A 21,900-nucleotide genomic window follows, 5' to 3' on the forward strand; every position below is an offset into this window, starting at 1 on the left:
ATTAGTACGAGCTGCCACTAAAATTCATTAACTGTGCCATCTGCTCGTTTGATCGTTGAATCGCTTTTTCCATTGCTGTAAATTGGGCCCAATAACGGTCCTCAACTTTTGTTAAGCGATCTTCAAACCTTTCGATCTTTTTATCTACGTCATTCATAAGCTTTCCAATTTCAAACTGGTTATTTGTTGAAAATGAATTCCCTGCTTTTGTTCTTAATTTACTCATTGTATCATTCACCGTAGTTGTCAATCGATGAATGATCCCTTTTTCTCCGTCCGTAGTCCCTGTTGCATTGAAAAGTTTTTCAATTGATGTAGGATCTGCTTCAATAGCTTTCTTTAATTTAGCCTCGTCGATTTCTAGTTTTCCACCCTCGAGATAGTTTGCAGTAGTTGTTATTCCTATGCTAGCTAACTGCTTATATAAAGGGTTAATTCCAGTATTTGAAATAGGAGATGAAAAATTTGAACGCATTTTAGTTAATAGTGAAGACAAAGTTGGATCTCTTCTCAACATCCCACTTTTTGCCTTTTCTTCCCACTGTTCCTGTTGCTTATCTGTTAAACTTTCTCTCTGTGTATCAGTTAAAGGTGTATAGGATTTATATCGATCTTCTTTTAATTCTGCTTGAATTTTTTCAATTAGCTCATTGTATTTAGTCACAAAACCCTTAATATTATCAAAGATTTGTGTTGAATTATTATTGATACTAATACTAGCCGCAGAATCAGTGAATTCCTTTTTTAATGTAAAGGTTACTCCACTTACTTCAAATGTGTTAGACGTTCTCTCCGTGTCAAGTCCATTAATAGTGAACTTAGCATTTGTACCACCTGTTTCTGTGGCTGTACCAAATTTTAAAACATCATTAATGAGCTGACCAGATGTAATAATCTCATCACCTGCAGTATTAAAATTACCTGTTTCTTTTCTAGTCAACGTCATTCTATCAGAATTAACATCGTAGAACATTGTAACCCCTACATTTGCTGAATTTACCTTTGTAATTACAGAATTCAATGATTCAGTTCCAGAAATATTAAAATTTTCTTTCCTTATTTCATTATTTGGCCCACGTGTTTCAACAGAGAAGGTACTATAGTCTTGTACATAACTAAGTTCGACTTTGTCGCCGCTATTAAACGTTTTCGTAGAATCAGTTATAGTCACTTTACCTGTAGTTCTATCTATTGTACCTATAGCGTTACCACCTGAATCATTTATCGTATTCCCAACAATATCGTAGGTAACACTAGTTTCCCCAGTCGTAACTTTAATAGAGGTTGGCGTACTACTTAAATGATTAGCATCACTTGATAGCGTGATATTGTCCGTATCAGATGAAATTTGAACTTCCTGTAATCTATTTGAAGCAATATAATCTACCTTGATCGAACTATCCTTAGCAATTTCCTGATTAAAGGTTAGTTTACCATCACTTCCTATAGTAACTTCCTTTTTGCTTGTATCTCCTGAGAATCCCGTAACTACTTGATAGGATACACCATTCACTTTTACGTTTAAGGAATCTAACTTAGTATTCTTTACAGTTACCCCGTTGCCTAATACTAAATCAAAGCTTGTTCCTGCAGCAGAGGTTGTGATGGTTTGGGATTCAGCAACTCCCTTCTCTATGTCCCATGTAATAGAAGTCCCCAACTGGCTACCTAATTCAGATAATGACTTATTCATATCGACTTTAGAAGTGGCTGAAGCTGAAATTGCACCAGTATTTACTTTTGTAGCCGCTGTAGCTAGTTTATCGACTTTGTTAATAGTATAAGAAGTTAAAGAAGCAGCACTTGATGCCGTTGCACTTATCTTTGACTCATCTGTAGAAGTGGTTGCCCTTGAACGATAAGTAGTCGAAAGAGCCATGTTTGTTAATGTGGATCTGAAATTTAAGAGAAGCGTGTTCATTGAACGATAATCATCTCTCTGCCATTCCAGAACCTGTTTTTTTTGCTTCAGTTTGTCCAATGGAATACGTTGAGCTTTCATTAAATCAGCAACCATTGTATCGGTATCCATACCACTTGCCAATCCGCCAATTCGGATACTCATACTACCACCTCATTTAAATCTTTTTATCTACCATAATTCCAATAAATTCTGTCATTGCAGCGTAAAAGTCTAGCATTTTCTTAGATGGTATCTCTCTGACTACTTGCTGTGTTTTATCATCAACTAATGTTACATAGTATTCATTCAATTTTTCATGGAGTTCAAACTTTAAAGAAGTTTGTGTAGGACTAAGGAAATCGTTCAAACCTTTTACAACTTCCTCTACTTGCTCCTTACTTTGAGTACCCTTTGGGATTATCTCAGATTCTTGTTCTTGTTTATTAGTAGGTATAACCTCAGTACCATTATTGTCTACGGTAGAGGGTCTATTTTGTGAAGAAAATACACCTGTCGATTGAATGCGGTCTATCATATACCTTTCCCCCTGAAAGCATTCTTTTCTATTATATCGGACGATAAGGAAGTTGTTTTAGTTTTTATCAGAAAGAAAGATGAGGAATTTACAAGTTGGAGTTTTCAGGATATAATCGTATAGAACGCATGTTCTTATATTGAAGGGAGATATAAAATGATGGTAGACCTAACAAAGAATACTCCCGGGAATATACTATCTTATCTTTATGGAAAATTACTAGGTGATGGTAACTTAACGATTGAAGAAAGGAAACAACCAAGATTCCGCTTTCAACACACATATTCAGATCAACTTTGGTGTAGACATTGCTATGAAACATTAAAACCTTATTTACCACTGAATCCTCCAAAAAATAAAAAGGTTATTGACCCTAGGCTAGTAAATGGCTACTCAGAATCAGTGTATGTGCAATCTAAGACTCATCCTTTATTCACAATATTAAAGGACAAATGGTACCAAGATAGGAAGAAAATCATCCCGTTTGATTCATTAGAATATCTACTTACCCCAGCAACCCTCAGTTGGTGGTATCAGGATGATGGTCACTTAACAATAAAGGACAATAAGCCTAAAAAGATCATTTTATCGACAGATAGTTTTTCCACTAAAGAAAATAGAATGCTCATTGATTTACTAAATAAGAAGTTTCAATTGAATTTTGCCATTGATGGACAAAATCGACTATGTCTCTATGATCAGCCTCAAATTTTTATTTTCTTACATATGGTTCGTTCTCATATCATTACTCAATGAAAAGGAAAAACTGGACCCATGAGAAAACTCTATTTATTCCCTCATCTAAAAGAACTACTATCTATTTACCGACTCAATATGAAGTTAAATTTCCAACAAAACAGATTACAGCTAATATAAATAGGATCGATAATAAACAATTTTTAAATGATTGGTTCAATTCCACCTATCGATACTTTCTGAATAAAACCATTCAATCTGATACCGTAAAAGGATACCAAATAGTTCTTGATCCAGAAGAACAATTGAAACTATTGAATATTCAAAAGAAAACAGGCTTGTGAATAAGTGACATTATAAATATTAATCTTCATAATTCTCAAGGAGGGAGGAACTAAATCATACTAATGACCAATCACTAGTAGTTTCTTTTCTAACATTACTACCTCTTCTTTTAATTCATTAAATTGATTGTTTAATCTTCTTACTTCTATCTTTTTTAACTCATTGCTAAGAATGTACTGTGCGATTTCTCTCATTTCTGACATTAGAACCTCCATTTTGTCCAAGATTTGAATATGTTCTTTCGTCATTTGAATCGTTTCCTCTAAAAAAATCCTTTGTTCTTTTTCATCTTTGTTCAAGTAAAATCACCTCAACCTCATATTAGTTTTTTTGTATAAAAAAGAGCCCTGGTAAACCAGGACTCTTTTAAAATGTCTAAAATTAACGAAGTAATTGAAGAACACCTTGTGGTTGTTGGTTAGCTTGAGCAAGCATAGCTTGAGCAGCTTGAGAAAGAATAGAATTCTTAGTTTGGTTCATCATTTCTTTCGCCATCGTGCGAACATTTACTTTCATAAATGACCAGACTATATCTTCACCCTCTAGCAATCTAGTAGGGGTCGGGCACTTCGGATTCACAATGCTGATGACCATTGTTTCACCTATGGATTTCATCATCATAGCTTTCGCCTTAGATGGTCTATCCTAGTCGTTGAACCTTCTCCACTCTTTCGAGAAAGGAGCTTGGCTGCTGATTGCCCAATCTTTTCTTTTTTCACACCCTCACGTTTGTTGTTTCCAACTCCGTTGTGGTAAGAAAAGCTCTAAGGGGTTTCCAGCAATTCACCCGATAATGATCTCTAGCCGTTACCAGCTAGGACGACTGTGCTTGTCACTGCCATTAAGCAGCTAAAGCATAATCAACGTCACGGATACGAGATTCCGCAGCAGTTAGGTTTTCAGAAGAAGCACCTAAGTTGTTGATAGTGTGCTCTAAGCGGTTTTGTACAGCACCAAGCTTAGCACGTTCTGATGAAACAGATTTGATAGCTTTATCTAAGGACTCAAGACCTTTTTGTGCACCTGCAGCAGTTGAAACATCAAGTCCTGACACACCTAATGCAGCAGAACGCATATCATTAACACCAAAAGTGATAGTTTGACCTTTGTTAGCTCCAATTTGGAAAGTCATTCCACCATTTGCTGATGCATCTGTTTGTGCAGCAGATAAACCTAAATCTGATACCATAGTTGATCCAGTTCTATCTTTCAATTCTACAGTTCCACTTTCACTTGTAATGCTGAATCTTCCATCATCAGTAGCTTTAACTGTAATAGCTTCTAAGAAACCTTCTTGACCAGATGTCTTGCCAGTATCACCATTGTAAGCAGTAATAGCATTGTTAATAGCAGTTTGTAAAGCAGTTGCAGTACTAGACATTGTATCATTGTTAGCTACAGCTGGAAGAGTAACTTGAAGTAGAGTACCATTCACAAATAGGTCAGCTGCTCCACCTGCTACAGCTTTTCCATTGTAATTATTAGTACCTGCTGTAGATGTACCACCAGTAGTTGTCATTGCAAATAACACTCCAGCTGTACCAGCAGTTACGTTTGAATCAGTTCCCTTTGAGCCACTTTCAATAACTAGATTAGTTCCATCGCTGTATCCCGATACGTGAGCTACCCCAGTGCCGGAAGCATCAATTGCCTCATTAATTTTCTTAACAATTAATTCTGCAGCTGCATTTTTAGAATTTGCGTCTGTAGTTGCATTCTTTAATACTGCTTTTTCTTCAGTAGTAAGATCCTGCCAGTTAACTTTAATATCTGTTCCATCAACTTTGATAGTCTCTTGTACAAAGTCTCCGCCACCTGCAGCAGCATTTGCTAGTGTTCCACTTACTTTTCCAGCTTCTAATTTACCAACAATAGCACCAGTTGTTGTATTCTGTCCAACTGAAGCTCCAGCTGCTGACTTCAAGTTACCATTCAATAACTTTTGAGTATTGAACTCAGTTGTGTTACCGATACGATCGATTTCTTCTTTTAATTGCTTAACTTCATCTTGGATTGCTTTACGGTCTTCAGTAGTGTTAGTTCCGTTAGCAGATTGGTCAGCAAGTTCACGCATACGTTGAAGGATGTCGTGAGTTTCGTTTAATGCACCTTCAGCTGTTTGGATTAAAGAGATACCATCTTGAGCGTTACGTTGAGCTTGGTCTAATCCACGTACTTGAGCACGCATTTTTTCAGAGATTGCTAGACCTGCTGCGTCGTCACCTGCACGGTTGATACGAAGACCAGAAGATAATTTCTCCATTGATTTAGATTGAGCACCAGAAGCAGAGTTTAACTTGTTGTATGTGTTAAGTGCTGCGATATTGTGATTAATTCTCATTTCACTTTTCCTCCTTGAGTGTATAGTTCACATCCTTGTGAACTCTTTTTATAGTGTTTTGTAGGAAGAGATAGCGTCGAGGTCGGCCGCCCTTTCTCTTTCTCTCCCTTACACTATTATTATCGGAGGTTAGTATAAAAGTTTAATAGTTTTTTAAAACTTTTTTATTTTTTTTATAAAAATAAAAACCCCTACTCTTGCAGGAGTTTTAACGATTTATTTCTTTTTTATAAGACTTAATAAATCACCCTGTATAGAAGAAGCTTGAACATTTTCATTAGTAATTTGCACAAGGAGTTCTTTTCTAAATATATCCATAGTTTTTGGTGCGTTGATTCCTATTTTAATCTGATCATTCTTTGTTGAGATGATTGTAATTTCAATATCTTCACCAATTACAATTGATTCTCCTGCTTTTCTCGTGAGTACAAGCATCCCTTCACCTCTTCTCCATAATGTTATGCCGAGTGGTATAACCGTCATGATTCAATACAATTTGTTTACCCATCTTATTTTTTGAATTAATAATAATAGGTGCCTGTAGGTTTGCAGTTGTTTTTTCAAAAGGGTCTTGTACTGTCAATATGCTATAAACTATTACATCGTCTGGAGAAGCAATCTTAAGAGCCTCTACAGTCTGATCTTCTACTGTAAAATCATAATCAGGAAAATAAGTAAATGGGTTGACCATGACAAAGGCTAGACTTGGTGTCTTCACTGACTGAAGAATATAGAAGGTCCCTTCTTCTAATGGTAAGATGATGAATTCTCCTTCCTCTGGAAATCCTGGTATGCCACTATTAAAATGAATAATATCTTCCAATTGTAATTCTACTACTCCCTGGTACTTTGTTTGAAATTCCATTCAATCCATCCTTTTATTTTTATTAAGACTCAAAGTTTATATCAACTGATGGGTATTGCTTCATATCAATTTGTACTTTACCAGGTTGAAAATCAATCACTGGCTTTTTCATTGTGTAATTAACTTTAGGTTTATTTGCAGTTATCTGTACATCGACACTTCCTGGATCGTAAGTTATTTTAACAGAACCGGCTCTAGGAATAAATCCAAGTCCAAATTCCTTTTGTGTTCCATCTGTCTTCCGTTTGGCAATGGTTTGAATTGCTTTAAATCCATTCTCGATTTTCATCAACTCTGCCCCTTCTTGTATTCGGCGGGCAATACCGTTCAGCATGTCTTGTCTACCTTGTTGAGCAGCATCTTCCATTCTTCTTTTCAATGATTTTAAGTCCACATCTTCTCTAGCTTGTGTTTGGTCTATGGTTAGTTTTCCCGGAACTCGGCTAATATTCATATCTGCCTTAGGTTGTTCAATTTGTAATTCACCAGAAGGCTGTTCAATCGATAGCTGGCCTTGCCTCGTATTCATCTCAGTAACTGCTGGTGTGGTTTGTATACGTATTTTCGGGATATTCATACCCTTTCCCCCTATAAAAAAAGAGCCCCTACATATAGCAGGTCAGCTCTAGATTGTGGTCGTACTCTGACCAATTATCTTAAAAAGTCCATGAGTGTTGGTTGGATAATTCTTGCCCCAACACTTAGTGCTGCACGATGTACACTTTCTTGTGTTGTTAAGTCAGTAATTACTCTTTCAATATCAGCATCTTCATTGTCAGATAGAATTCGATTAGCCATAACCTCTTGTTGATCAATACGTCCTTCAATCATTTCTAGACGATTATACCTCGCTCCGAGTTCAGATCGCTCAGAAGAAAGCAAGTCCATCTGTGTATCAATATCACTTAACAAAGCATTAAGGTCCCCAGTACCAGTTCCGTTGAGTGTTTCTTGAACCGCTTGTAAAGTATCAAACAACTTCTGCCCGAAGACATTCTCTGGATTAATATTTGCTTGCAAGGATACTCCTCTTGAAACTTCAATTGAATACTCCTTGTTATTGAATGTTGCTTGTGGAGCACCTGTCCCTCCATCCACAACTGGAGCTTTAGAAGTGTTTGTTCCATTAAAAATATAACGTCCTGCGATTTGGGTATTAGCCACAGACATAATGTCCTTTTTAATTTGATCTATCTCTTCCGCTACTGCCTGTTTATCCGTTTCTGAAAGAGTTCCGTTAGAACCTTGAACAGCAAGTTCACGAACACGCTGTAACGCTTCATTAACATGTTCAACACCCGCTTCCGAGTTTTCCATCCAAAGATAAGCTTCCGAAAGGTTTCTCTTATATTGTTCAACTTCAGAGAGATTTGAACGATAGAACATACCCTTCATTGCAACTACTGGATCGTCTGAAGGTTTCGTAATCTTCTTTCCAGTAGAAAGTTGATCCTGGTATTTCCCCATTTGTTTATAGCTATTGCTTAAGTTTTTAAGAGAGTTTGACGCTAACATACCTTGTGTTACACGCATGATTCATCCACCTACCTTCCAACAGTTCCCATACCGTTTATGATTTTATCGAGCATTTCATCTTGCAAAGTTATCATTCTAGCAGACGCATTATATGCATGCTGGAATTGAATCATATTTGTCATTTCTTCGTCCAAAGAAACTGAACTTACGGACATTCTTCGCTCTTCAACAGCTTGTTTTAATGTCCCACTATTAGCTGTAAGTCTAGCTGCCTCTTGAGAGTTAACAGCCATTCCCCCTACTAATACCTCATAGTAGTTTCGAAAGTTTGATTCTGTATCATTACCGTATTTAAACGGTTGGTTAATGATATCAGCTAGTGCTTTTATGTTAGTTGCATCACCTAAAGTTGGATTATCCTTACTAGCCGTTGCAATATTATCTAAACTAGTCATGATTTCTTCTGATACTTGAATACGAGAAGCCATGCCCTTCTTATTCGCAAGATCAATCGTTCCATTCTTACTATCCGAGAAGAAATCTGGTGTAGCATCTGTAGAGTCTCCGTTAATTTGATTTGGAGTAGATCCATCTTGATGCTGAAGATTAAACTGATAGGCAAACATATAAGCCATGTTATCTAACTCAGATACCATATCAGGATATACACCCGAAACTTCCCCTGGTGCTTTTTCATATCCATAAGACTCTACTACTGCTTTAAGCTTACCAATTGATCCATACTGTTGAAAATCCATTTGCGCGTTACCAAGTTGGATCGTTTTTACTGAATCATCTTCTCCATTAAAGCTAACTGTTAGTTTATTATAACCTGTACTATTAACTAATTGACCAATAGAATTCCCTTGGTCATTTACAACAGTAATATTAACCCTACCTTCAGCAATTGGAGAAGAATTCCCACCATTCGTAGTATAGTCGACTTTTATATTTACTAGAGTTGATAGCTGATCAACCAGTCTATCTCTCTCATCATATAGATCGTTAGGTAATAATCCATGAGGCTCAACAGCTGCAATTTGATTATTAATGTTGTTAATTTGTTCTGCTAATGAGTTAATCTCTTTTTCTGTAACCATAACCTCATTTTTTAAATCTGCACGAATGCCGTTTAATGAAGTTGAAAGATAATTGAAAGTTTCAGCTACAGCTACTGCTCTCTGTCTAACAACGGACCGAGCCCCTGGGTTTGAAGGATTTACCGCTAGATCCTGAAGAGACTGCCAAAACATATCCATCGTTTTTGATAATCCACTATCAGAAGGCTCATTCATTACTTCTTCCATCTTTGTGTATGACTCTGCACGTGCTTCCCAATACCCTAACTTATTATTTTCCGAACGATATTGAACATCTAGAAAGCTTTCTCTAATTCTTTGAACCGACCCAGTAGCCACACCTGTACCCAATTGACCAGGGAATTGTGGTTTGTTAAGCCCTACGTTTGGATATGGTTCTGTTTGTGTAAAATTCACACGTTGCCTTGTATAGCCAGGTGTGCTTGCATTTGCAATATTATGCCCTGTAGTATGAAGAGCACTTTGTTGTGTAAACATCCCTCTGCGGGCAGTCTCTAATCCCATAAATGTTGATCGCATGTGTGTGCCTCCATTTTTTAGGCTTTTCGATTAAAAAGGGAATTCGATGTGGACAGTCCAGACTGTTTAGGTGGTCCATAATTGAATTCAGGTGTTTTTGGATAAAACATATCTAATGACATTTGGACAAATTGGAGTGATTGCTTTACTAGCTGAGAGTTCAACTCATTTTGCTTTTGCAGTTTCTGTGCAACTTCTAAAAGTTCATCACGCAATTCAGCAAGCTTGTCCTTATCTGAATCATCTATATAAGTTAAACAAGTAGAAATCGTAAAGTTCTCTTCCTCGACATGAAAAGGTGTGAGAAAATTTCTCACAACCTGCTGTCTTACTTGTTCGAATTTATTTATGGTTGGTATTAGCTTTTGCTCTTCTTTAATGAGAGTGTTAAGGGCATCAATGTCCCCTTTTTCAATAACCGTCGTCTTTTGATAGGCTTTTTCGAGTAAGCTTTTATGCAAATCGAGAAGTCTTTCCATGACTGTTACTAATTGATCAGCGGACATCCAAGCCTCTCCTCTCTTTGTTTATATTTTGAAGTAGTTAATGATGCTAGAAGCAGTTGCAGTTGCGTTTGGCTTGTATGTTCCGTTTTGAACACTTTGCTTTAACTCTTCAACTTTCTTTTGACGTGCAGAATCTACTTGAGAATTTTGCTGCATTTCTTTTGCAGCAGAAGAAATCTCAACTTTATCTGCTTTAGCAGTTGTTGTGTTATTGACTTTATCAAGTTTGTTGATTGCTTTTTTATATGGATTAATTCCTGTTGGTCCTAGGTTGTTGATTTTCATGTATATCCATCTCCTTCAAAGTCCGTTCCAACTTCTACTAGTATTATCGGACAGATAGGAGCTTTATTTAACACTTTTATCAAAAATGTATCAAAATAACTAAAATATATAGGTATTTATTCCTATTATCTTTTTGTCTTATTTGTTGTAAAGTATGTGGCTTGTTTTTCTTGTTTACGCAATTCTTCTTTAAAAGCTTCATCTTGTTCATGTTGCTCTAGGTCCTTTTTTATTTCTAGTGCACAAGGCTCACATAATTTCCCCGCACGTATAATAGTCCCGCATTTATCACATGGATATCCAAGATTAGGGAATTGTGTAACCTTCAGACGACCAGTACGGATGAACTTTAATAAAAGCTCTTCTTCAATCCCTACAGCCTCTACAACCTGTAATATGGTTGCCGCTCTATTTTCGCGTCTTCTCATAAATTGAGATACTTGGTCATAGGCTTGTTCTTCTTCCTTCCAGCACTTTTGACAAACATCTCGAAATTGATTTTTTACATATATATCCCCACAACTCGGGCATGTTTCTATTTGAGCCATTACTATATCCCCTTTTAAAAATATGTCGATAGACTCATTATAGCTTGTCGAATTGTGGAAGGGTATGAAAATTATTTGGAAGTAAATGTATTCAATCAGTCGTTTGATTGAAGTGGGTATAGGCCATCGGGCTGTTAATGTAGGGGGAATTCAATCAAACGTTTGATTGAATTTTCTTGAGGGTTTGTAAAGATAATTATTTGTCGAATGTTCATTAATCAGTATATAAACTATAGGAGTTCGGAAGGTAACCCGAGTTGGAAAAATTTTAGGAAAGGCAACCTTCCTTTAAGGATTTATGACTTTATCCTAGTTCCATAAGTTCGGTTATATCCTCTGTTTTTCAATTCAATGACAAGATTCCTCGCATTTTCATAATCAGTAAACAATACAAACGAATACGGATCATTTTCGGCTGGTTGCTCATTAGGTCCATATGATTTAAGTGCTACTCCTTGCGCCCTATAGCCTCTTCCCTCAAATTCTCTAACGAGGTTTCGGGCTTGCCAGTATGCAGTATTAGGAATAACAACCTTGTATTCCTCTTTCTGTGTATTATTTTGTATACTTTGGGTGCTTTGGGTGCTTTGGGTGCTTTGGGTGCTTTGGGCGCTTTGGGCGCTTTGGGCGCTTTGGGCGCTTTGAATCTTTTGGATACTAAAAGCATTTGCTATCCCTTGTGCATGCCCCCTGGCAACACTCTCAATCCAACTAGGGTCCTTCATTTTTGCTGCATCTTGTGGATTATCAATAAAACCATTTTCCGTAAGAATCGCATCCATGTTACTTTCTCTAAGTACATGAAAATCAGCTTTTTTAGACCCTCGATCATCTAAATCATTTTTTGTAATCACTTCTAAATGGATTGCTCTTTGAATTTGGGCAGTTCGAGAGGCTGAAGATAAATTACTGTGAATAAAATCCTCATATCCTGCCCCCCCCCCAGAATTAATATGAATAGAAAGAAAGAAATCTGCTCCCCATGCATTAGCCGAATTGGTTCGCTGATTGAGGGAAACCGTTTGATCCCCTGTTCTACTCATCCTTACTGTAACATTCGCATATTCTCTTTCTAAAATATATCTGACCCTTTGAGCGATTTGAAGCGTGATATTTTTTTCTTGAATACCATTTCCTACTGCTCCAGAATCCGTTCCACCATGACCTGGGTCAATAAATATTTTCACCATTACACTCACCCCGTTTTTTAATTGTTATACCTTTTCCCTTTTCTATATATAAGGCAAACTGGGCAATTGCGGATTTTTTATATATTGTTCATAAAACTTTCATCTTGCAATCGTAATGGATAAAATGGAGTCAGCTCCCTGTTCCTTTAACACCCTTGCTGCATGCATAATTGTTGAGCCTGTCGTATAAACATCATCCACTAGCACCACTTTCTTCCCCAAAACATGGTCCATATTACTGAATATAAACACGTTGTCAATTCCGACTCGTTCTTTACGTGTCTTCTTAGATTGCTTTTCCGAATGAGTACGATTCAAAGCATTCACATGATCAAGTCCAGCTTCAACAATTAGTGCCTCAGCTTGATTAAACCCACGTTCATATAGACGAACTTCACTTAGTGGGATAGGCATTAGAAGTTCATACTCGAGGTTTTTTAACACCTTTTTTAGCTCATTTCCAAAAAACTTTGAAAGTACATAATCCCCTCGGAACTTATAACGGCTAATTACCTCTTTTAGAAATTCATTATAGATATAAAGTGATATATTTCGTTCAAGTATTCCATTCCACTCGGTGTCTTCCTCCCAACGAACACAGTCGTAACAAAACTCACCTTTTTGAAATTCGTCTGCTAAGCCTTCAAAAGGTCTACTACAGCGAGCACAAATTTCTCCCTCTACAGGTACCAATTTCTCTGTGCATTGCTCACATAACAAAGCCTCTTCTTCCCTAGCAAGTAAATCCCTCCAACTGATTGCCGGAATAATCCTTTCTGCACAGTAAAGACACCTCATCCGTCAATCAGTCCCTTCGCTTTAGCTTCTTTATTCATTGCAACAATTTGTTTTTTAGCTTGTAACATTGACTCTGTCTTTCCCTTATGAAAATAGGTCACATCCCCAGATGGTTCCATTGCACTTCGTCCGACCCTTCCCGCAATTTGAACAAGTGCTGACTCTGTAAAGATCCGGTCTTCAGAACCAAGAATAGCAACTTCCAGACCTGGAAACGTTACTCCCCTTTCAAGAATGGTTGTCGTTACGAGTAACGGAATCTCCTTCTTTCTCATACTAAGTACCTTCTCTTTTCTATCAGGATCCTTCGCATGGACTGACTCAATCCTGTCATCAATCACTTGTAACAATGGCAATATCTTAGCCACCCATGCAACAGTTGGAACAAATACTAGCATTGGTGTACCCACTAACAACCGCTGTTCAATCCACTTTTGCAATCTCGAAGGTAACCGACCTTTCTTGACCACCTTCTCCCAGTTGCCACACCAAACAAACTCAGGAACAGGCAACGCATGCCTATGAAAACGAGCAGGAATCGTAACAAAGTTTCTCTTCCCGCCCCGACATTCCCTCTGCCACTTCTGGCTAGGAGTAGCCGTCAAATAAATCAAACTCGAATCAACCTTTCGAGCATTCTTCACAGCAAACTGAAGCATCGGATCCACAAAATATGGAAAAGCATCCACTTCATCAACAATCATCACATCAAACGCTTGATAAAATCGTAATAACTGGTGGGTAGTTGTAATCGTTAAAGGGGAGAACTGATGGCGGTCATCTGAACCACCGTATAAAGAGGCAACTTGTATAGAGGGAAACACGGATTGTAATCTTGGAGTTAGTTCTAACACAACATCTGTACGTGGGGTAGCAATACACACTCGCTTGCCATTAGCAAAAGCCACTTCTATTCCTTTAAAAAGAAGCTCTGTCTTACCAGCACCACACACCGCCCAAACAAGCAACTCTTCATCACCGGTAACAGCTGCCACTACACGATCAGAAGCAACCTGCTGACCATCAGACAACGAACCATGCCAATGAAGCGGAGCAGCATCTATCTCCGGCATCTCCCCACTCCATCCATACAAAGGCGTACACTCACTCACACGCCCCATCATGATACAAGCACGACAATACACACATTTCTTCCCACACCGTGCACACGGAAACTGAGCGAGTAACTCCATATCACTATTATCACATCGATTACAGTGTGCCCGACCTTTCTTATCAAACTCAATTCCAGGTCTTTTAACAATAAAGGGAGAATCAACTAACTCAAAAGGGATCTCTTCACGAAGAAGCTGTTTTCCAGCGAGAACATGCCGAAGAGAATCTAAATTCAAATTATCACCTCATAATCAAATTTTCAAAAAACGCCAGAAAACTACAAACACCATTCCAGCAATCGCTGAAATGGTGCCAAATAATAAAAGATATAAGTTCAGTAACCAAAAAATTATTTTTTTACCCAGCCAAGACCCATAGAACCTTCGCCTAAATGCGTACCGATTACCGGTCCAAAATAACTAATTATAAATTCTACGTTTGGAAGTTCAGCTTCAAGCTCTTTCTTCCATTCCATTGCTTCCTTCTCTCGATTGGCATGAATAATAACTGCACGATATTCCTCACCAGCAGATGCTTCAGCTAACAAATCAACCATGCGACGCATCGCTTTTTTCCGCGTACGAATCTTTTCAAACGGAACAATCTTCTTATCCTCAAAATGAAGAAGTGGCTTCACCTGCAACAAGCTTCCGATTAATGCTTGTGCACTTGATAGTCTTCCACCACGTTGAAGATGAGATAAATCATCCACCATAAAGTATGCGTACATCGTTTTCTTCATTTCTTCGAGTCTTGCCATGATATCCTCTGGCCCCTTACCTTCTTTGGCCATTTGCGCCGCCTCTAATACGTAAAACCCTTGAACCATGCAGCTAATTTCCGAGTCAAAGGCAAATACGTCAATATTCTCTACCATTTCTCCAGCTGATACTGCCCCTTGAAATGTGCCGCTGATCCCGCTTGATAGGTGGATGCTTATTACTGCATCATAGTCTTTTGATAGTTGTTCGAAGAGCTGAACAAACTCACCAACGGGTGGCTGTGACGTGGTTGGAAGCTCTCGATTCTTCACCTCTTCAAAAAACTGAGAGGCGGTAATCTCTACTTCTTCTTGATATGTCTCCGTACCAAATATCACGCTTAAAGGAATCATATGAATATTAAGCTTGTCACGCAGGTCTTTCGGGATGTACGCAGTACTATCCGTTACAACTGCCGTTTTCATATAAAAGTAACCACCTTTGTTTTTCTCTACTATATGTTTCAAGCCTATTTTATATGAAAACTATACAAATTGCATTACCTACACGCTCATAAGGGAAATCTTAACTCGCATCCTTTAAGCCCCTACGATACAATTCTTCCAAAATTAGTTCGACAAATCTATTATCTAGTTTGTAATTTAATGCCTTGCTATAAACTTTGACTAAATCCTCATCTGATAATATACCCAAAGATGTATTAATGGAAAACACCTCCATTTATACTAATATGAGTAGTATTATAAGCAAAAACACCTATAAATAAAATAATTTTCACTACTTTGTCAAAATTGGGAACACTTCCAAATTAAAAAGAAGCACCTGTCCATAGATCTCGACAGATGCCTCTCCTACCTACTATATTTTATCGAACCTCAACCCAGCCCTTTTTAATGGCTTCAACTACTGCTTGAGTACGATCGTTTACGTTCATTTTTTGAAGAATATTACTCACATGGTTCTTAACCGTTTTTTCACTAATAAATAAAGCTTCACCAATTCCACGGTTACTCTTTCCATCCGTTAACAATTGAAGAACTTCACATTCACGACGAGTTAATAAGTGTAGTGGACGACGAATTTCGGTAGCCCCCACATAACCTCCACCGCCTTCACCAGCTAATCGACGGTATTCTCTTACTAGATTATGTGTCACTTTCGGATGTAAATATGACCCTCCATCGGCCACTACCTTTACCGCTTCTACCAACGCATCTGCATCCATTTCCTTTAACAGATAGCCACTTGCACCTGTTTGGAGCGCATGTGTTACGTAGTTTTCGTCATCATGAATCGAAAGGATGATCACTTTTGATTCAGGAAAATTTTCAATCAGTTGGCGAGTTGCTTCCACGCCATTAACATTTGGCATGTTAATATCCATGATAATAACATCTGGTTGAAATTCCTCAACAATGGTAACAGCTTGGTTGCCATCTTCCCCTTCAGCAACTACTTCAAACGTTTTTTCAAAATCTAATATTCTTTTGACACCTTCTCTAAATAGTTGGTGGTCATCAATAATCGCAATCTTTGTAGTCATTACTCTCAGCCTCCCTAAGCCTATTCAATAAATTAACTCTCTAATGGAACTTGTATAATGACAATCGTTCCTCGACCAATTTTGGAGTCGATCGAAAGTTGCCCTTGTAATAGCTCCACTCTCTCTTTCATTCCTAATATTCCAAACGACTCTGGCTTGTCCATATTCATATCAAAGCCTTTGCCGTCATCTTTTACTACTACTGAAATACTATTTCTTGTCAGTTCGAGTTTTACTTTTATTTCATGTGCTTCTGCGTGTTTGATGGCATTTTGGACTGATTCTTGTACCAATCGGAATAATGCAACCTCAAACTTGGCTGGTAACCTTTTTTCATTCCCCATACTAACAAAATTAATTTTTATATCACTATGATACTCTTCGATCGTTTGCAGGTATTTTTTGAGGGTAGGCACTAAGCCCAGGTCATCAAGTGCCATTGGACGAAGGTCATAGATAATTCTACGCACCTCATACAACGCATTTCGCACCATTTTTTTTAAGTTTTTAATCTCACCCATGCCTGCTTGTTCCCCATGCTCACGGAAAACGCGTTCAATTAAATCCGAGCGCATCATCACATTTGCCATCATTTGAGCAGGCCCATCATGGATTTCTCGAGACACTCTTTTTCTTTCTTCTTCCTGCGCTTCTATAATACGCAAGCCAAATTCCTGCTTCTGCTTTGCGTCCTCTAATACTTCTCCCACTTGCTTGAGATCACTCATGAGATAGTTCATGACGACGGAAATTTGTGAAACTAGATGCTCTGCTCGATCAATCGTTTCAGTCAGACCATGTAATCGGCGTTCAATATCATCACGGCGATCACGAAGCTGCTTCTCCATTTGCCGCTTCATTGTCAGTTCTATTTGGAGCTGATGAGCTTTTTCGTAAGCATCACGAACCTCAGCCTCCGTATAGTCCTTGAAGTGCATGCTTACTTCCGACAATCTTTTCCGAGCAAACCTTGATTGAGTTTCAAGCTTGTCTCCATCATCAATCACTTCAATGACCATTCGCTTTACATCTTTTAGTTCATCAGCAAGCGATTCATAATCCTTGCGACACTGCTCTCCTATACGGAAAATCTCGTCCTTACTCGTTCCTACCGTCTCTATCATTTTCTCAAGTATAAAATCAAGCGACTTTATATCAAATTTTTTCTTTAACATAATAATTCCTCCAAGGGTCCCATTTTCCCTTTCGGCTTTGATATTATTTTAGCTTGATTTAGATAAATATACTATCTATTGATGGTGAAAAAACTGTCGAAACATAAGAAAATCGTTAGAAAGAACGATATTCATTCGACCGAATAAGCAATTTATCCTATATTCCATTCAAAAAACTCGTTACTATTTTAACTCCTAACCACTAAAAATATTATGTTGATATAGTAGGTGTTGTGATATTTTTTCACTTCATCATTATAACATGTGAAAAAATTACATAGATTAAAGTTTGTTTACAATATAAAAACCATTTCTCAATCTTTCTAAATAATGTAAAAAGACCTGCACTATTGGCAGATCTTTTGAATAAAATTGTAAAAATTACTGTGGATTTGTTGTCCAACTAATCGAAGAAGGTTCACCTACACTATATAGTGAAGCTTTGTTAGGGATATCGACTCTTATAGAAAAATCATATTGACCTTCATCCCAAATGCTTAGACTTTTCGCCTGAAGCGCTTGTGATGAATTAGCTATTTCAGTGATCTGTTTGAAAAATGAGTCTCCTGCAATTTTTCCATCTGAATCATTGGAACCCGGCTTCATGATTATGACAAAATTTAAGTAGTCTTTTTCTCCTGAATACACAATATTTTCAACGTTCGTAAATTCCCCAATAACATTCCCTCTTGCAAGATCAAACCACTCTTGTTCAAAGTTTACTCTTTCTAATTCTTGCTTATTCCTATCATGGTAGCCTTCCGGAATATCAAAGTGAAAATCTTGCTTACTTATCTGTCCATCCACTTCTATCTCACTTACGATCATCTTTGAAACAACATTTTGCTGACTGTAGTCTGTTCTTTCGAGAATAACACCATTTTCATAGTTTATCTTCAAAATACTTCTATCTGTAATAGGCCATTCAGCTTTTTGTGAATTTAGCCCTTCAAGCACTACCCACTTTTCACTTTCATTGAGTTCTTGAACAGCCCATTTTATGTCTTCCGATTCAAACAAAGTGTAAACTGTGTCAAATAAGATAGGGATATGGTTCAACAGCCGTTCTTCCTCTACTAATTCATCGATCGAACTAGTTATCAATGTTTCATATTGCTTTTTGCTATGAAAGATCTTGCTATACTCCTGGCCATTTAGATAGATATCCGTTATTTCTTGTACCTCTTTCGTTTGTAAGTTAATTGTATTATTTAATTTGAAACCATTCCCCTTATCAATTCTCACTTCAATTTGCTGTGTATCTTCATTTGATTGAAGTGTATATTGTAAATTTAATCTTTCAAACTCCAGGATGGGTAATGATTTTGAATACAAGTTTAGAAAGAATTTGCGCCACTCTTGCCCTGTTCTACCCTTCAGCATATCATCCATACTCTCAGTTGGGGTTGGTGCTTCCTCTTCGACCTCGTAAGGTACCTCCTGTTCATCTTCGTTTGAAGCCAAGCCAGAATCTTGATTTTTCCAATGATTATAAACAAATGAGATACTTATAACAGAAAATAAAAGTATTGCGATTGCAGTTAGTACGTGATGAAAATAAACAGATCTCACTTTCTGTCTTTCACTATTCAAAGCTTTTTGTATTATTAAATCCTTTTTTGACTTGAAATTATGCTTTGAAAATATGTCATTATTCAGTGCGTCCTTTATTTTTTGTTGCTCATGATTTCTTTCCATAAATTTATTCACTCCTTTATTAATTCCTTAAGAAGATTGCGTCCCCGTTCAAGTCTAGTTCGTATAGTTGAGTCCTTCACATTTAATAACTCACTAATTTCCTTTGTTGCTAAATCCTCATAATAATACAAAACTAAGACCTCCCTGTATTTTATAGGTAATCTCAGAAGTTCCTCGCCAAGGCTACTATTTTTTTCATTTTGGAGAAAGATGGTTTCCGGCGAATCATGAGGTTGTTCATGGGATCCATTCATAAGCTCGAGGATCCATCTATTAACACGACGAGCTGACCGTAGGTAGTCCTTACATTGATTAGCAGTAATACTAAATATCCATGTTTTTAATTGGGAACGCCGTTCAAAGTTATAAAGGTTTTTATATACTTTTAAAAACACCTCTTGAGAAATATCCTCAGCAACAGTCCAATCTTTTACATAAGTAAAGGCAAATTGAACAACCGCTTTTTCGTAAGTTTGAATGATTTCTTCAAAATGATTTAACTCCGACCCTACAAAATCGGACCTAGCACTATTTGTTTTCATAACCTCTACTCCTTATAATAAGTTCAACCCTTTGACGCTTACTTGGATAAAAATGTCTCAATTATTTCCATTATATTTCAATAAGTGGCGTATATGGTTAATGTCAGCTTCAGAATTGCTAATATTTGTCCAAGAAGCTACCTGGACATATAATGAATCTTAAGAATAAAATTTTTAAAAAATGACCTAGAAAGGAGAAACAATGCTCTCCACATATTTAACTGTAAAGGGTTATGCCGAACATGAAATCGTAATAGAAAGGTCTCGTTTTATTGCACATATAGCTAGAGCGGAGACTGAGGAAGATGCGATAGACTTCATTCAAAAAATAAAGAAGCAACATTGGAGCGCGACACATAATTGCTCAGCCTATTTAATCGGTGAACATGATCTCATTCAAAAAGCAAATGACGATGGTGAGCCATCTGGTACAGCTGGTGTCCCGATTCTTGAGGTATTAAAGAAAAGAAAGCTAAAGGATACGGTCGTTGTAATTACCCGCTACTTTGGTGGAATTAAGTTAGGAGCTGGCGGGCTCATCCGTGCATACGGAAAAGCAACGTCAGAGGGCTTGAATGCAACTGGAATTGTCGAGCGTAAGCTCATGCAAGTCGTCCACGTTAAAGTTGACTACACTTGGCTTGGTAAGCTGGAAAATGAACTTCGTGCGTCCATATATGAAATCAAAGAAATACATTACCTGGATGCAGTTGAATTTGAAGTGTTTGTAGAAGAGGCACAAGTAGGTCAATTCAACGAGTGGATGGTAGAAATGACTAATGGACAGGGGAAAATTTCTACTGGAGAAACCCTATATCAAGAAACACTCATATAATAGTAAAAAGAAAGACCTCTTGGAATTAATCCGAAGAGGTCTTTTCTATATTAGGCTTTATCTTTAACGTTTAACGGTTTAAGCCCCTTAATAAAATTTAACAGCGGTCGATAATCTTCGCCAACTAAGCCAATCTTTTCAACAAATAGTTCAACTGCAATGAGAATGGTTAAAATAATAACCGTTGAACCCCATAGAGTTGCTTGAGAGAAGATAAAAGCTGCTAAACCAAAGATACCACTCATCGCGTAAATTAAAACAACGGTTTGTCTGTGTGAATAACCTAGCCTTAATAAACAGTGATGTAAATGTGATTTATCTGGTGCTGACAAAGGCTGTTTGTTGACTAATCGTCTAACAATAGCAAAAAGCGTATCCGAAATTGGTACTCCTAAAATAATGACCGGGATAATTAAAGATACAAATGTAACTCCTTTAAAGCCTAACAGAGATAGAACAGCAATCATATACCCTAAAAATAAAGCTCCCGTATCTCCCATAAAAATCTTTGCAGGATGGAAATTATAAAGCAAAAATCCAAGTGTAGATACTGCTAAAATTAGAGCCATGATCATTACGTATGGGTTCCCCATTGTATAGGCCATTCCAGCAATAGTAAATAGCGCGATGGTTGAAACTCCTGCTGCAAGTCCGTCCAAACCATCAATTAAGTTGATCGCATTAGTAATTCCTATGATCCATAACATAGTAATTGGGATACTAAAATAACCAAAGTCCAACTGTCCACCAAAAGGTAAGTTGATGAATTCTACTCTCAAATCTCCTACGACCACTACTACTAATGCTGCAGCAATTTGGCCAAGTAACTTTATTCGTGGTGAAATTTCCTTCACATCATCAAAAGCACCTGTCAAAATGATAATCAAACTTCCAATAAGAATTGGTAAGTGAATACTACCATCAAGGTTCAAGACTGAAATAAGGTAAAAATCATTTGGCTGAAGGATAAATACCCCAATGAGAAAACTAATATAAATAGCCAAACCACCTAGGCGAGGCATGATTTTTTGATGAACTTTTCTTTGATTAGGTTGATCTGTTGCTCCAATGATGAAGGCAAGCTTTTTGACAACCGGTGTGAGAAGTATTGCTGCAAAGAAACAAATAATTAGAGTCAAATACACAGTATGCCCCTCCATAT

The 21,900-nt window shown here is 37.4% G+C and carries 24 protein-coding genes and 1 pseudogene; 2 read left to right on the forward strand and 23 right to left on the reverse strand.

All coding sequences use genetic code 11. The features are described from left to right. Window position 1: 1 nt before the first annotated feature. A complete protein-coding gene (fliD, locus tag ACRX5O_RS12465) occupies window positions 2–2,065 on the reverse strand; it encodes a flagellar filament capping protein FliD (RefSeq protein ID WP_433906255.1) in 2,064 nt (687 codons plus the stop codon). A 13-nt stretch (window positions 2,066–2,078) separates the two neighbouring features. Beyond that, the gene (gene flaG / locus ACRX5O_RS12470) at window positions 2,079–2,438 is read right to left on the reverse strand and encodes a flagellar protein FlaG (RefSeq protein ID WP_433906256.1); all 360 of its coding nucleotides are present in this window, start codon (window positions 2,436–2,438) and stop codon (window positions 2,079–2,081) included. Between the two features lie 156 nt (window positions 2,439–2,594). On the opposite strand from flaG, the gene ACRX5O_RS12475 reads away from it, so the two are divergent. Beyond that, on the forward strand, window positions 2,595–3,194 hold the full coding sequence (locus ACRX5O_RS12475) for a hypothetical protein (protein ID WP_433906257.1): 600 nt from the start codon (window positions 2,595–2,597) through the stop codon (window positions 3,192–3,194). A gap of 344 nt (window positions 3,195–3,538) precedes the next feature. Here the strand turns inward: ACRX5O_RS12475 and ACRX5O_RS12480 are convergent, their stop codons facing one another. The 20 genes and pseudogenes from ACRX5O_RS12480 to ACRX5O_RS12575 form a co-directional block, all read right to left on the reverse strand. Then, window positions 3,539–3,778 (reverse strand): hypothetical protein, encoded by a 240-nt coding sequence (locus ACRX5O_RS12480; RefSeq protein WP_433906258.1) that lies wholly within the window; start codon window positions 3,776–3,778, stop codon window positions 3,539–3,541. An 82-nt stretch (window positions 3,779–3,860) separates the two neighbouring features. Further along, window positions 3,861–3,977: pseudogene (locus ACRX5O_RS12485) on the reverse strand (flagellin); the annotation flags it as partial. Window positions 3,978–4,320: 343 nt separating this feature from the next. Beyond that, window positions 4,321–5,820: a flagellin N-terminal helical domain-containing protein gene (locus ACRX5O_RS12490; RefSeq protein WP_433906259.1), complete on the reverse strand. Its 1,500-nt coding sequence runs from the start codon at window positions 5,818–5,820 to the stop codon at window positions 4,321–4,323. A gap of 216 nt (window positions 5,821–6,036) precedes the next feature. Continuing rightward, window positions 6,037–6,255, reverse strand: coding sequence for a carbon storage regulator CsrA (csrA, locus tag ACRX5O_RS12495; RefSeq protein ID WP_433906260.1), 219 nt, complete (start codon window positions 6,253–6,255; stop codon window positions 6,037–6,039). 4 nt (window positions 6,256–6,259) lie between these two features. Further along, complete coding sequence (fliW, locus tag ACRX5O_RS12500; protein ID WP_433906261.1) at window positions 6,260–6,685, reverse strand: flagellar assembly protein FliW; 426 nt, start codon at window positions 6,683–6,685, stop codon at window positions 6,260–6,262. A gap of 22 nt (window positions 6,686–6,707) precedes the next feature. Continuing rightward, window positions 6,708–7,262 carry a DUF6470 family protein gene (locus tag ACRX5O_RS12505; protein WP_433906262.1) on the reverse strand — a complete coding sequence of 185 codons (555 nt, stop codon included), beginning with the start codon at window positions 7,260–7,262 and terminating at the stop codon, window positions 6,708–6,710. Window positions 7,263–7,336: 74 nt separating this feature from the next. Beyond that, the gene (gene flgL, locus ACRX5O_RS12510) at window positions 7,337–8,218 is read right to left on the reverse strand and encodes a flagellar hook-associated protein FlgL (protein WP_433906263.1); all 882 of its coding nucleotides are present in this window, start codon (window positions 8,216–8,218) and stop codon (window positions 7,337–7,339) included. Between the two features lie 11 nt (window positions 8,219–8,229). Then, the gene (gene flgK / locus ACRX5O_RS12515) at window positions 8,230–9,780 is read right to left on the reverse strand and encodes a flagellar hook-associated protein FlgK (RefSeq protein ID WP_433906264.1); all 1,551 of its coding nucleotides are present in this window, start codon (window positions 9,778–9,780) and stop codon (window positions 8,230–8,232) included. Between the two features lie 17 nt (window positions 9,781–9,797). Continuing rightward, a complete protein-coding gene (locus ACRX5O_RS12520) occupies window positions 9,798–10,286 on the reverse strand; it encodes a flagellar protein FlgN (RefSeq protein WP_433906265.1) in 489 nt (162 codons plus the stop codon). 21 nt (window positions 10,287–10,307) lie between these two features. Beyond that, a complete protein-coding gene (gene flgM / locus ACRX5O_RS12525) occupies window positions 10,308–10,571 on the reverse strand; it encodes a flagellar biosynthesis anti-sigma factor FlgM (RefSeq protein WP_433906266.1) in 264 nt (87 codons plus the stop codon). A gap of 125 nt (window positions 10,572–10,696) precedes the next feature. Beyond that, window positions 10,697–11,119, reverse strand: coding sequence for a TIGR03826 family flagellar region protein (locus tag ACRX5O_RS12530; RefSeq protein WP_433906267.1), 423 nt, complete (start codon window positions 11,117–11,119; stop codon window positions 10,697–10,699). Between the two features lie 296 nt (window positions 11,120–11,415). Further along, complete coding sequence (locus ACRX5O_RS12535) at window positions 11,416–12,309, reverse strand: N-acetylmuramoyl-L-alanine amidase family protein (protein ID WP_433906268.1); 894 nt, start codon at window positions 12,307–12,309, stop codon at window positions 11,416–11,418. A gap of 99 nt (window positions 12,310–12,408) precedes the next feature. Further along, a complete protein-coding gene (locus tag ACRX5O_RS12540; RefSeq protein WP_433906269.1) occupies window positions 12,409–13,107 on the reverse strand; it encodes a ComFC family protein in 699 nt (232 codons plus the stop codon). Further along, complete coding sequence (locus ACRX5O_RS12545) at window positions 13,104–14,459, reverse strand: ATP-dependent helicase ComFA (RefSeq protein ID WP_433906270.1); 1,356 nt, start codon at window positions 14,457–14,459, stop codon at window positions 13,104–13,106. Before ACRX5O_RS12545 ends, ACRX5O_RS12540 begins: the two co-directional genes overlap by 4 nt. A gap of 113 nt (window positions 14,460–14,572) precedes the next feature. Beyond that, on the reverse strand, window positions 14,573–15,409 hold the full coding sequence (locus tag ACRX5O_RS12550) for a DegV family protein (protein ID WP_433906271.1): 837 nt from the start codon (window positions 15,407–15,409) through the stop codon (window positions 14,573–14,575). Between the two features lie 100 nt (window positions 15,410–15,509). Continuing rightward, window positions 15,510–15,665, reverse strand: coding sequence for a sporulation histidine kinase inhibitor Sda (gene sda, locus ACRX5O_RS12555; RefSeq protein ID WP_433906272.1), 156 nt, complete (start codon window positions 15,663–15,665; stop codon window positions 15,510–15,512). Between the two features lie 145 nt (window positions 15,666–15,810). After that, a complete protein-coding gene (locus ACRX5O_RS12560; protein ID WP_433906273.1) occupies window positions 15,811–16,488 on the reverse strand; it encodes a response regulator in 678 nt (225 codons plus the stop codon). Between the two features lie 32 nt (window positions 16,489–16,520). Then, window positions 16,521–17,663, reverse strand: a complete 1,143-nt coding sequence (locus ACRX5O_RS12565) for a sensor histidine kinase (protein WP_433906274.1) — start codon at window positions 17,661–17,663, stop codon at window positions 16,521–16,523. A 381-nt stretch (window positions 17,664–18,044) separates the two neighbouring features. Further along, entirely contained in the window at window positions 18,045–19,361 is a 1,317-nt protein-coding gene (locus tag ACRX5O_RS12570; RefSeq protein WP_433906275.1) for a hypothetical protein, read from the reverse strand. An 8-nt stretch (window positions 19,362–19,369) separates the two neighbouring features. Beyond that, window positions 19,370–19,903 carry a sigma-70 family RNA polymerase sigma factor gene (locus ACRX5O_RS12575; RefSeq protein ID WP_433906276.1) on the reverse strand — a complete coding sequence of 178 codons (534 nt, stop codon included), beginning with the start codon at window positions 19,901–19,903 and terminating at the stop codon, window positions 19,370–19,372. A 202-nt stretch (window positions 19,904–20,105) separates the two neighbouring features. Here ACRX5O_RS12575 and ACRX5O_RS12580 point away from each other — a divergent pair, with 202 nt between their 5' ends. After that, entirely contained in the window at window positions 20,106–20,738 is a 633-nt protein-coding gene (locus tag ACRX5O_RS12580) for a YigZ family protein (RefSeq protein ID WP_433906277.1), read from the forward strand. Between the two features lie 50 nt (window positions 20,739–20,788). On the opposite strand, the gene ACRX5O_RS12585 is transcribed toward ACRX5O_RS12580, so the two are convergent. Continuing rightward, a complete protein-coding gene (locus ACRX5O_RS12585) occupies window positions 20,789–21,883 on the reverse strand; it encodes a glycosyltransferase family 4 protein (RefSeq protein ID WP_433906278.1) in 1,095 nt (364 codons plus the stop codon). Between the last annotated feature and the right edge of the window lie 17 nt (window positions 21,884–21,900).

This window comes from Robertmurraya mesotrionivorans, from assembly GCF_050971805.1.
Classification (GTDB): domain Bacteria; phylum Bacillota; class Bacilli; order Bacillales; family Cytobacillaceae; genus Robertmurraya_A.

What these genes read in the sequence shown, in the direction of transcription:
- fliD (WP_433906255.1), bottom strand. Translation starts at nt 2,065, where the DNA reads ATGAGTATCCGAATTGGCGGATTGGCAAGTGGTATGGATACCGATACA.
- flaG (WP_433906256.1), bottom strand. Translation starts at nt 2,438, where the DNA reads ATGATAGACCGCATTCAATCGACAGGTGTATTTTCTTCACAAAATAGA.
- ACRX5O_RS12475 (WP_433906257.1), top strand. Translation starts at nt 2,595, where the DNA reads ATGATGGTAGACCTAACAAAGAATACTCCCGGGAATATACTATCTTAT.
- ACRX5O_RS12490 (WP_433906259.1), bottom strand. Translation starts at nt 5,820, where the DNA reads ATGAGAATTAATCACAATATCGCAGCACTTAACACATACAACAAGTTA.
- csrA (WP_433906260.1), bottom strand. Translation starts at nt 6,255, where the DNA reads ATGCTTGTACTCACGAGAAAAGCAGGAGAATCAATTGTAATTGGTGAA.
- fliW (WP_433906261.1), bottom strand. Translation starts at nt 6,685, where the DNA reads ATGGAATTTCAAACAAAGTACCAGGGAGTAGTAGAATTACAATTGGAA.
- ACRX5O_RS12505 (WP_433906262.1), bottom strand. Translation starts at nt 7,262, where the DNA reads ATGAATATCCCGAAAATACGTATACAAACCACACCAGCAGTTACTGAG.
- flgL (WP_433906263.1), bottom strand. Translation starts at nt 8,218, where the DNA reads ATGCGTGTAACACAAGGTATGTTAGCGTCAAACTCTCTTAAAAACTTA.
- flgK (WP_433906264.1), bottom strand. Translation starts at nt 9,780, where the DNA reads ATGCGATCAACATTTATGGGATTAGAGACTGCCCGCAGAGGGATGTTT.
- ACRX5O_RS12520 (WP_433906265.1), bottom strand. Translation starts at nt 10,286, where the DNA reads ATGTCCGCTGATCAATTAGTAACAGTCATGGAAAGACTTCTCGATTTG.
- flgM (WP_433906266.1), bottom strand. Translation starts at nt 10,571, where the DNA reads ATGAAAATCAACAACCTAGGACCAACAGGAATTAATCCATATAAAAAA.
- ACRX5O_RS12530 (WP_433906267.1), bottom strand. Translation starts at nt 11,119, where the DNA reads ATGGCTCAAATAGAAACATGCCCGAGTTGTGGGGATATATATGTAAAA.
- ACRX5O_RS12535 (WP_433906268.1), bottom strand. Translation starts at nt 12,309, where the DNA reads ATGGTGAAAATATTTATTGACCCAGGTCATGGTGGAACGGATTCTGGA.
- ACRX5O_RS12540 (WP_433906269.1), bottom strand. Translation starts at nt 13,107, where the DNA reads ATGAGGTGTCTTTACTGTGCAGAAAGGATTATTCCGGCAATCAGTTGG.
- ACRX5O_RS12550 (WP_433906271.1), bottom strand. Translation starts at nt 15,409, where the DNA reads ATGAAAACGGCAGTTGTAACGGATAGTACTGCGTACATCCCGAAAGAC.
- sda (WP_433906272.1), bottom strand. Translation starts at nt 15,665, where the DNA reads ATGGAGGTGTTTTCCATTAATACATCTTTGGGTATATTATCAGATGAG.
- ACRX5O_RS12560 (WP_433906273.1), bottom strand. Translation starts at nt 16,488, where the DNA reads ATGACTACAAAGATTGCGATTATTGATGACCACCAACTATTTAGAGAA.
- ACRX5O_RS12565 (WP_433906274.1), bottom strand. Translation starts at nt 17,663, where the DNA reads ATGTTAAAGAAAAAATTTGATATAAAGTCGCTTGATTTTATACTTGAG.
- ACRX5O_RS12570 (WP_433906275.1), bottom strand. Translation starts at nt 19,361, where the DNA reads ATGGAAAGAAATCATGAGCAACAAAAAATAAAGGACGCACTGAATAAT.
- ACRX5O_RS12575 (WP_433906276.1), bottom strand. Translation starts at nt 19,903, where the DNA reads ATGAAAACAAATAGTGCTAGGTCCGATTTTGTAGGGTCGGAGTTAAAT.
- ACRX5O_RS12580 (WP_433906277.1), top strand. Translation starts at nt 20,106, where the DNA reads ATGCTCTCCACATATTTAACTGTAAAGGGTTATGCCGAACATGAAATC.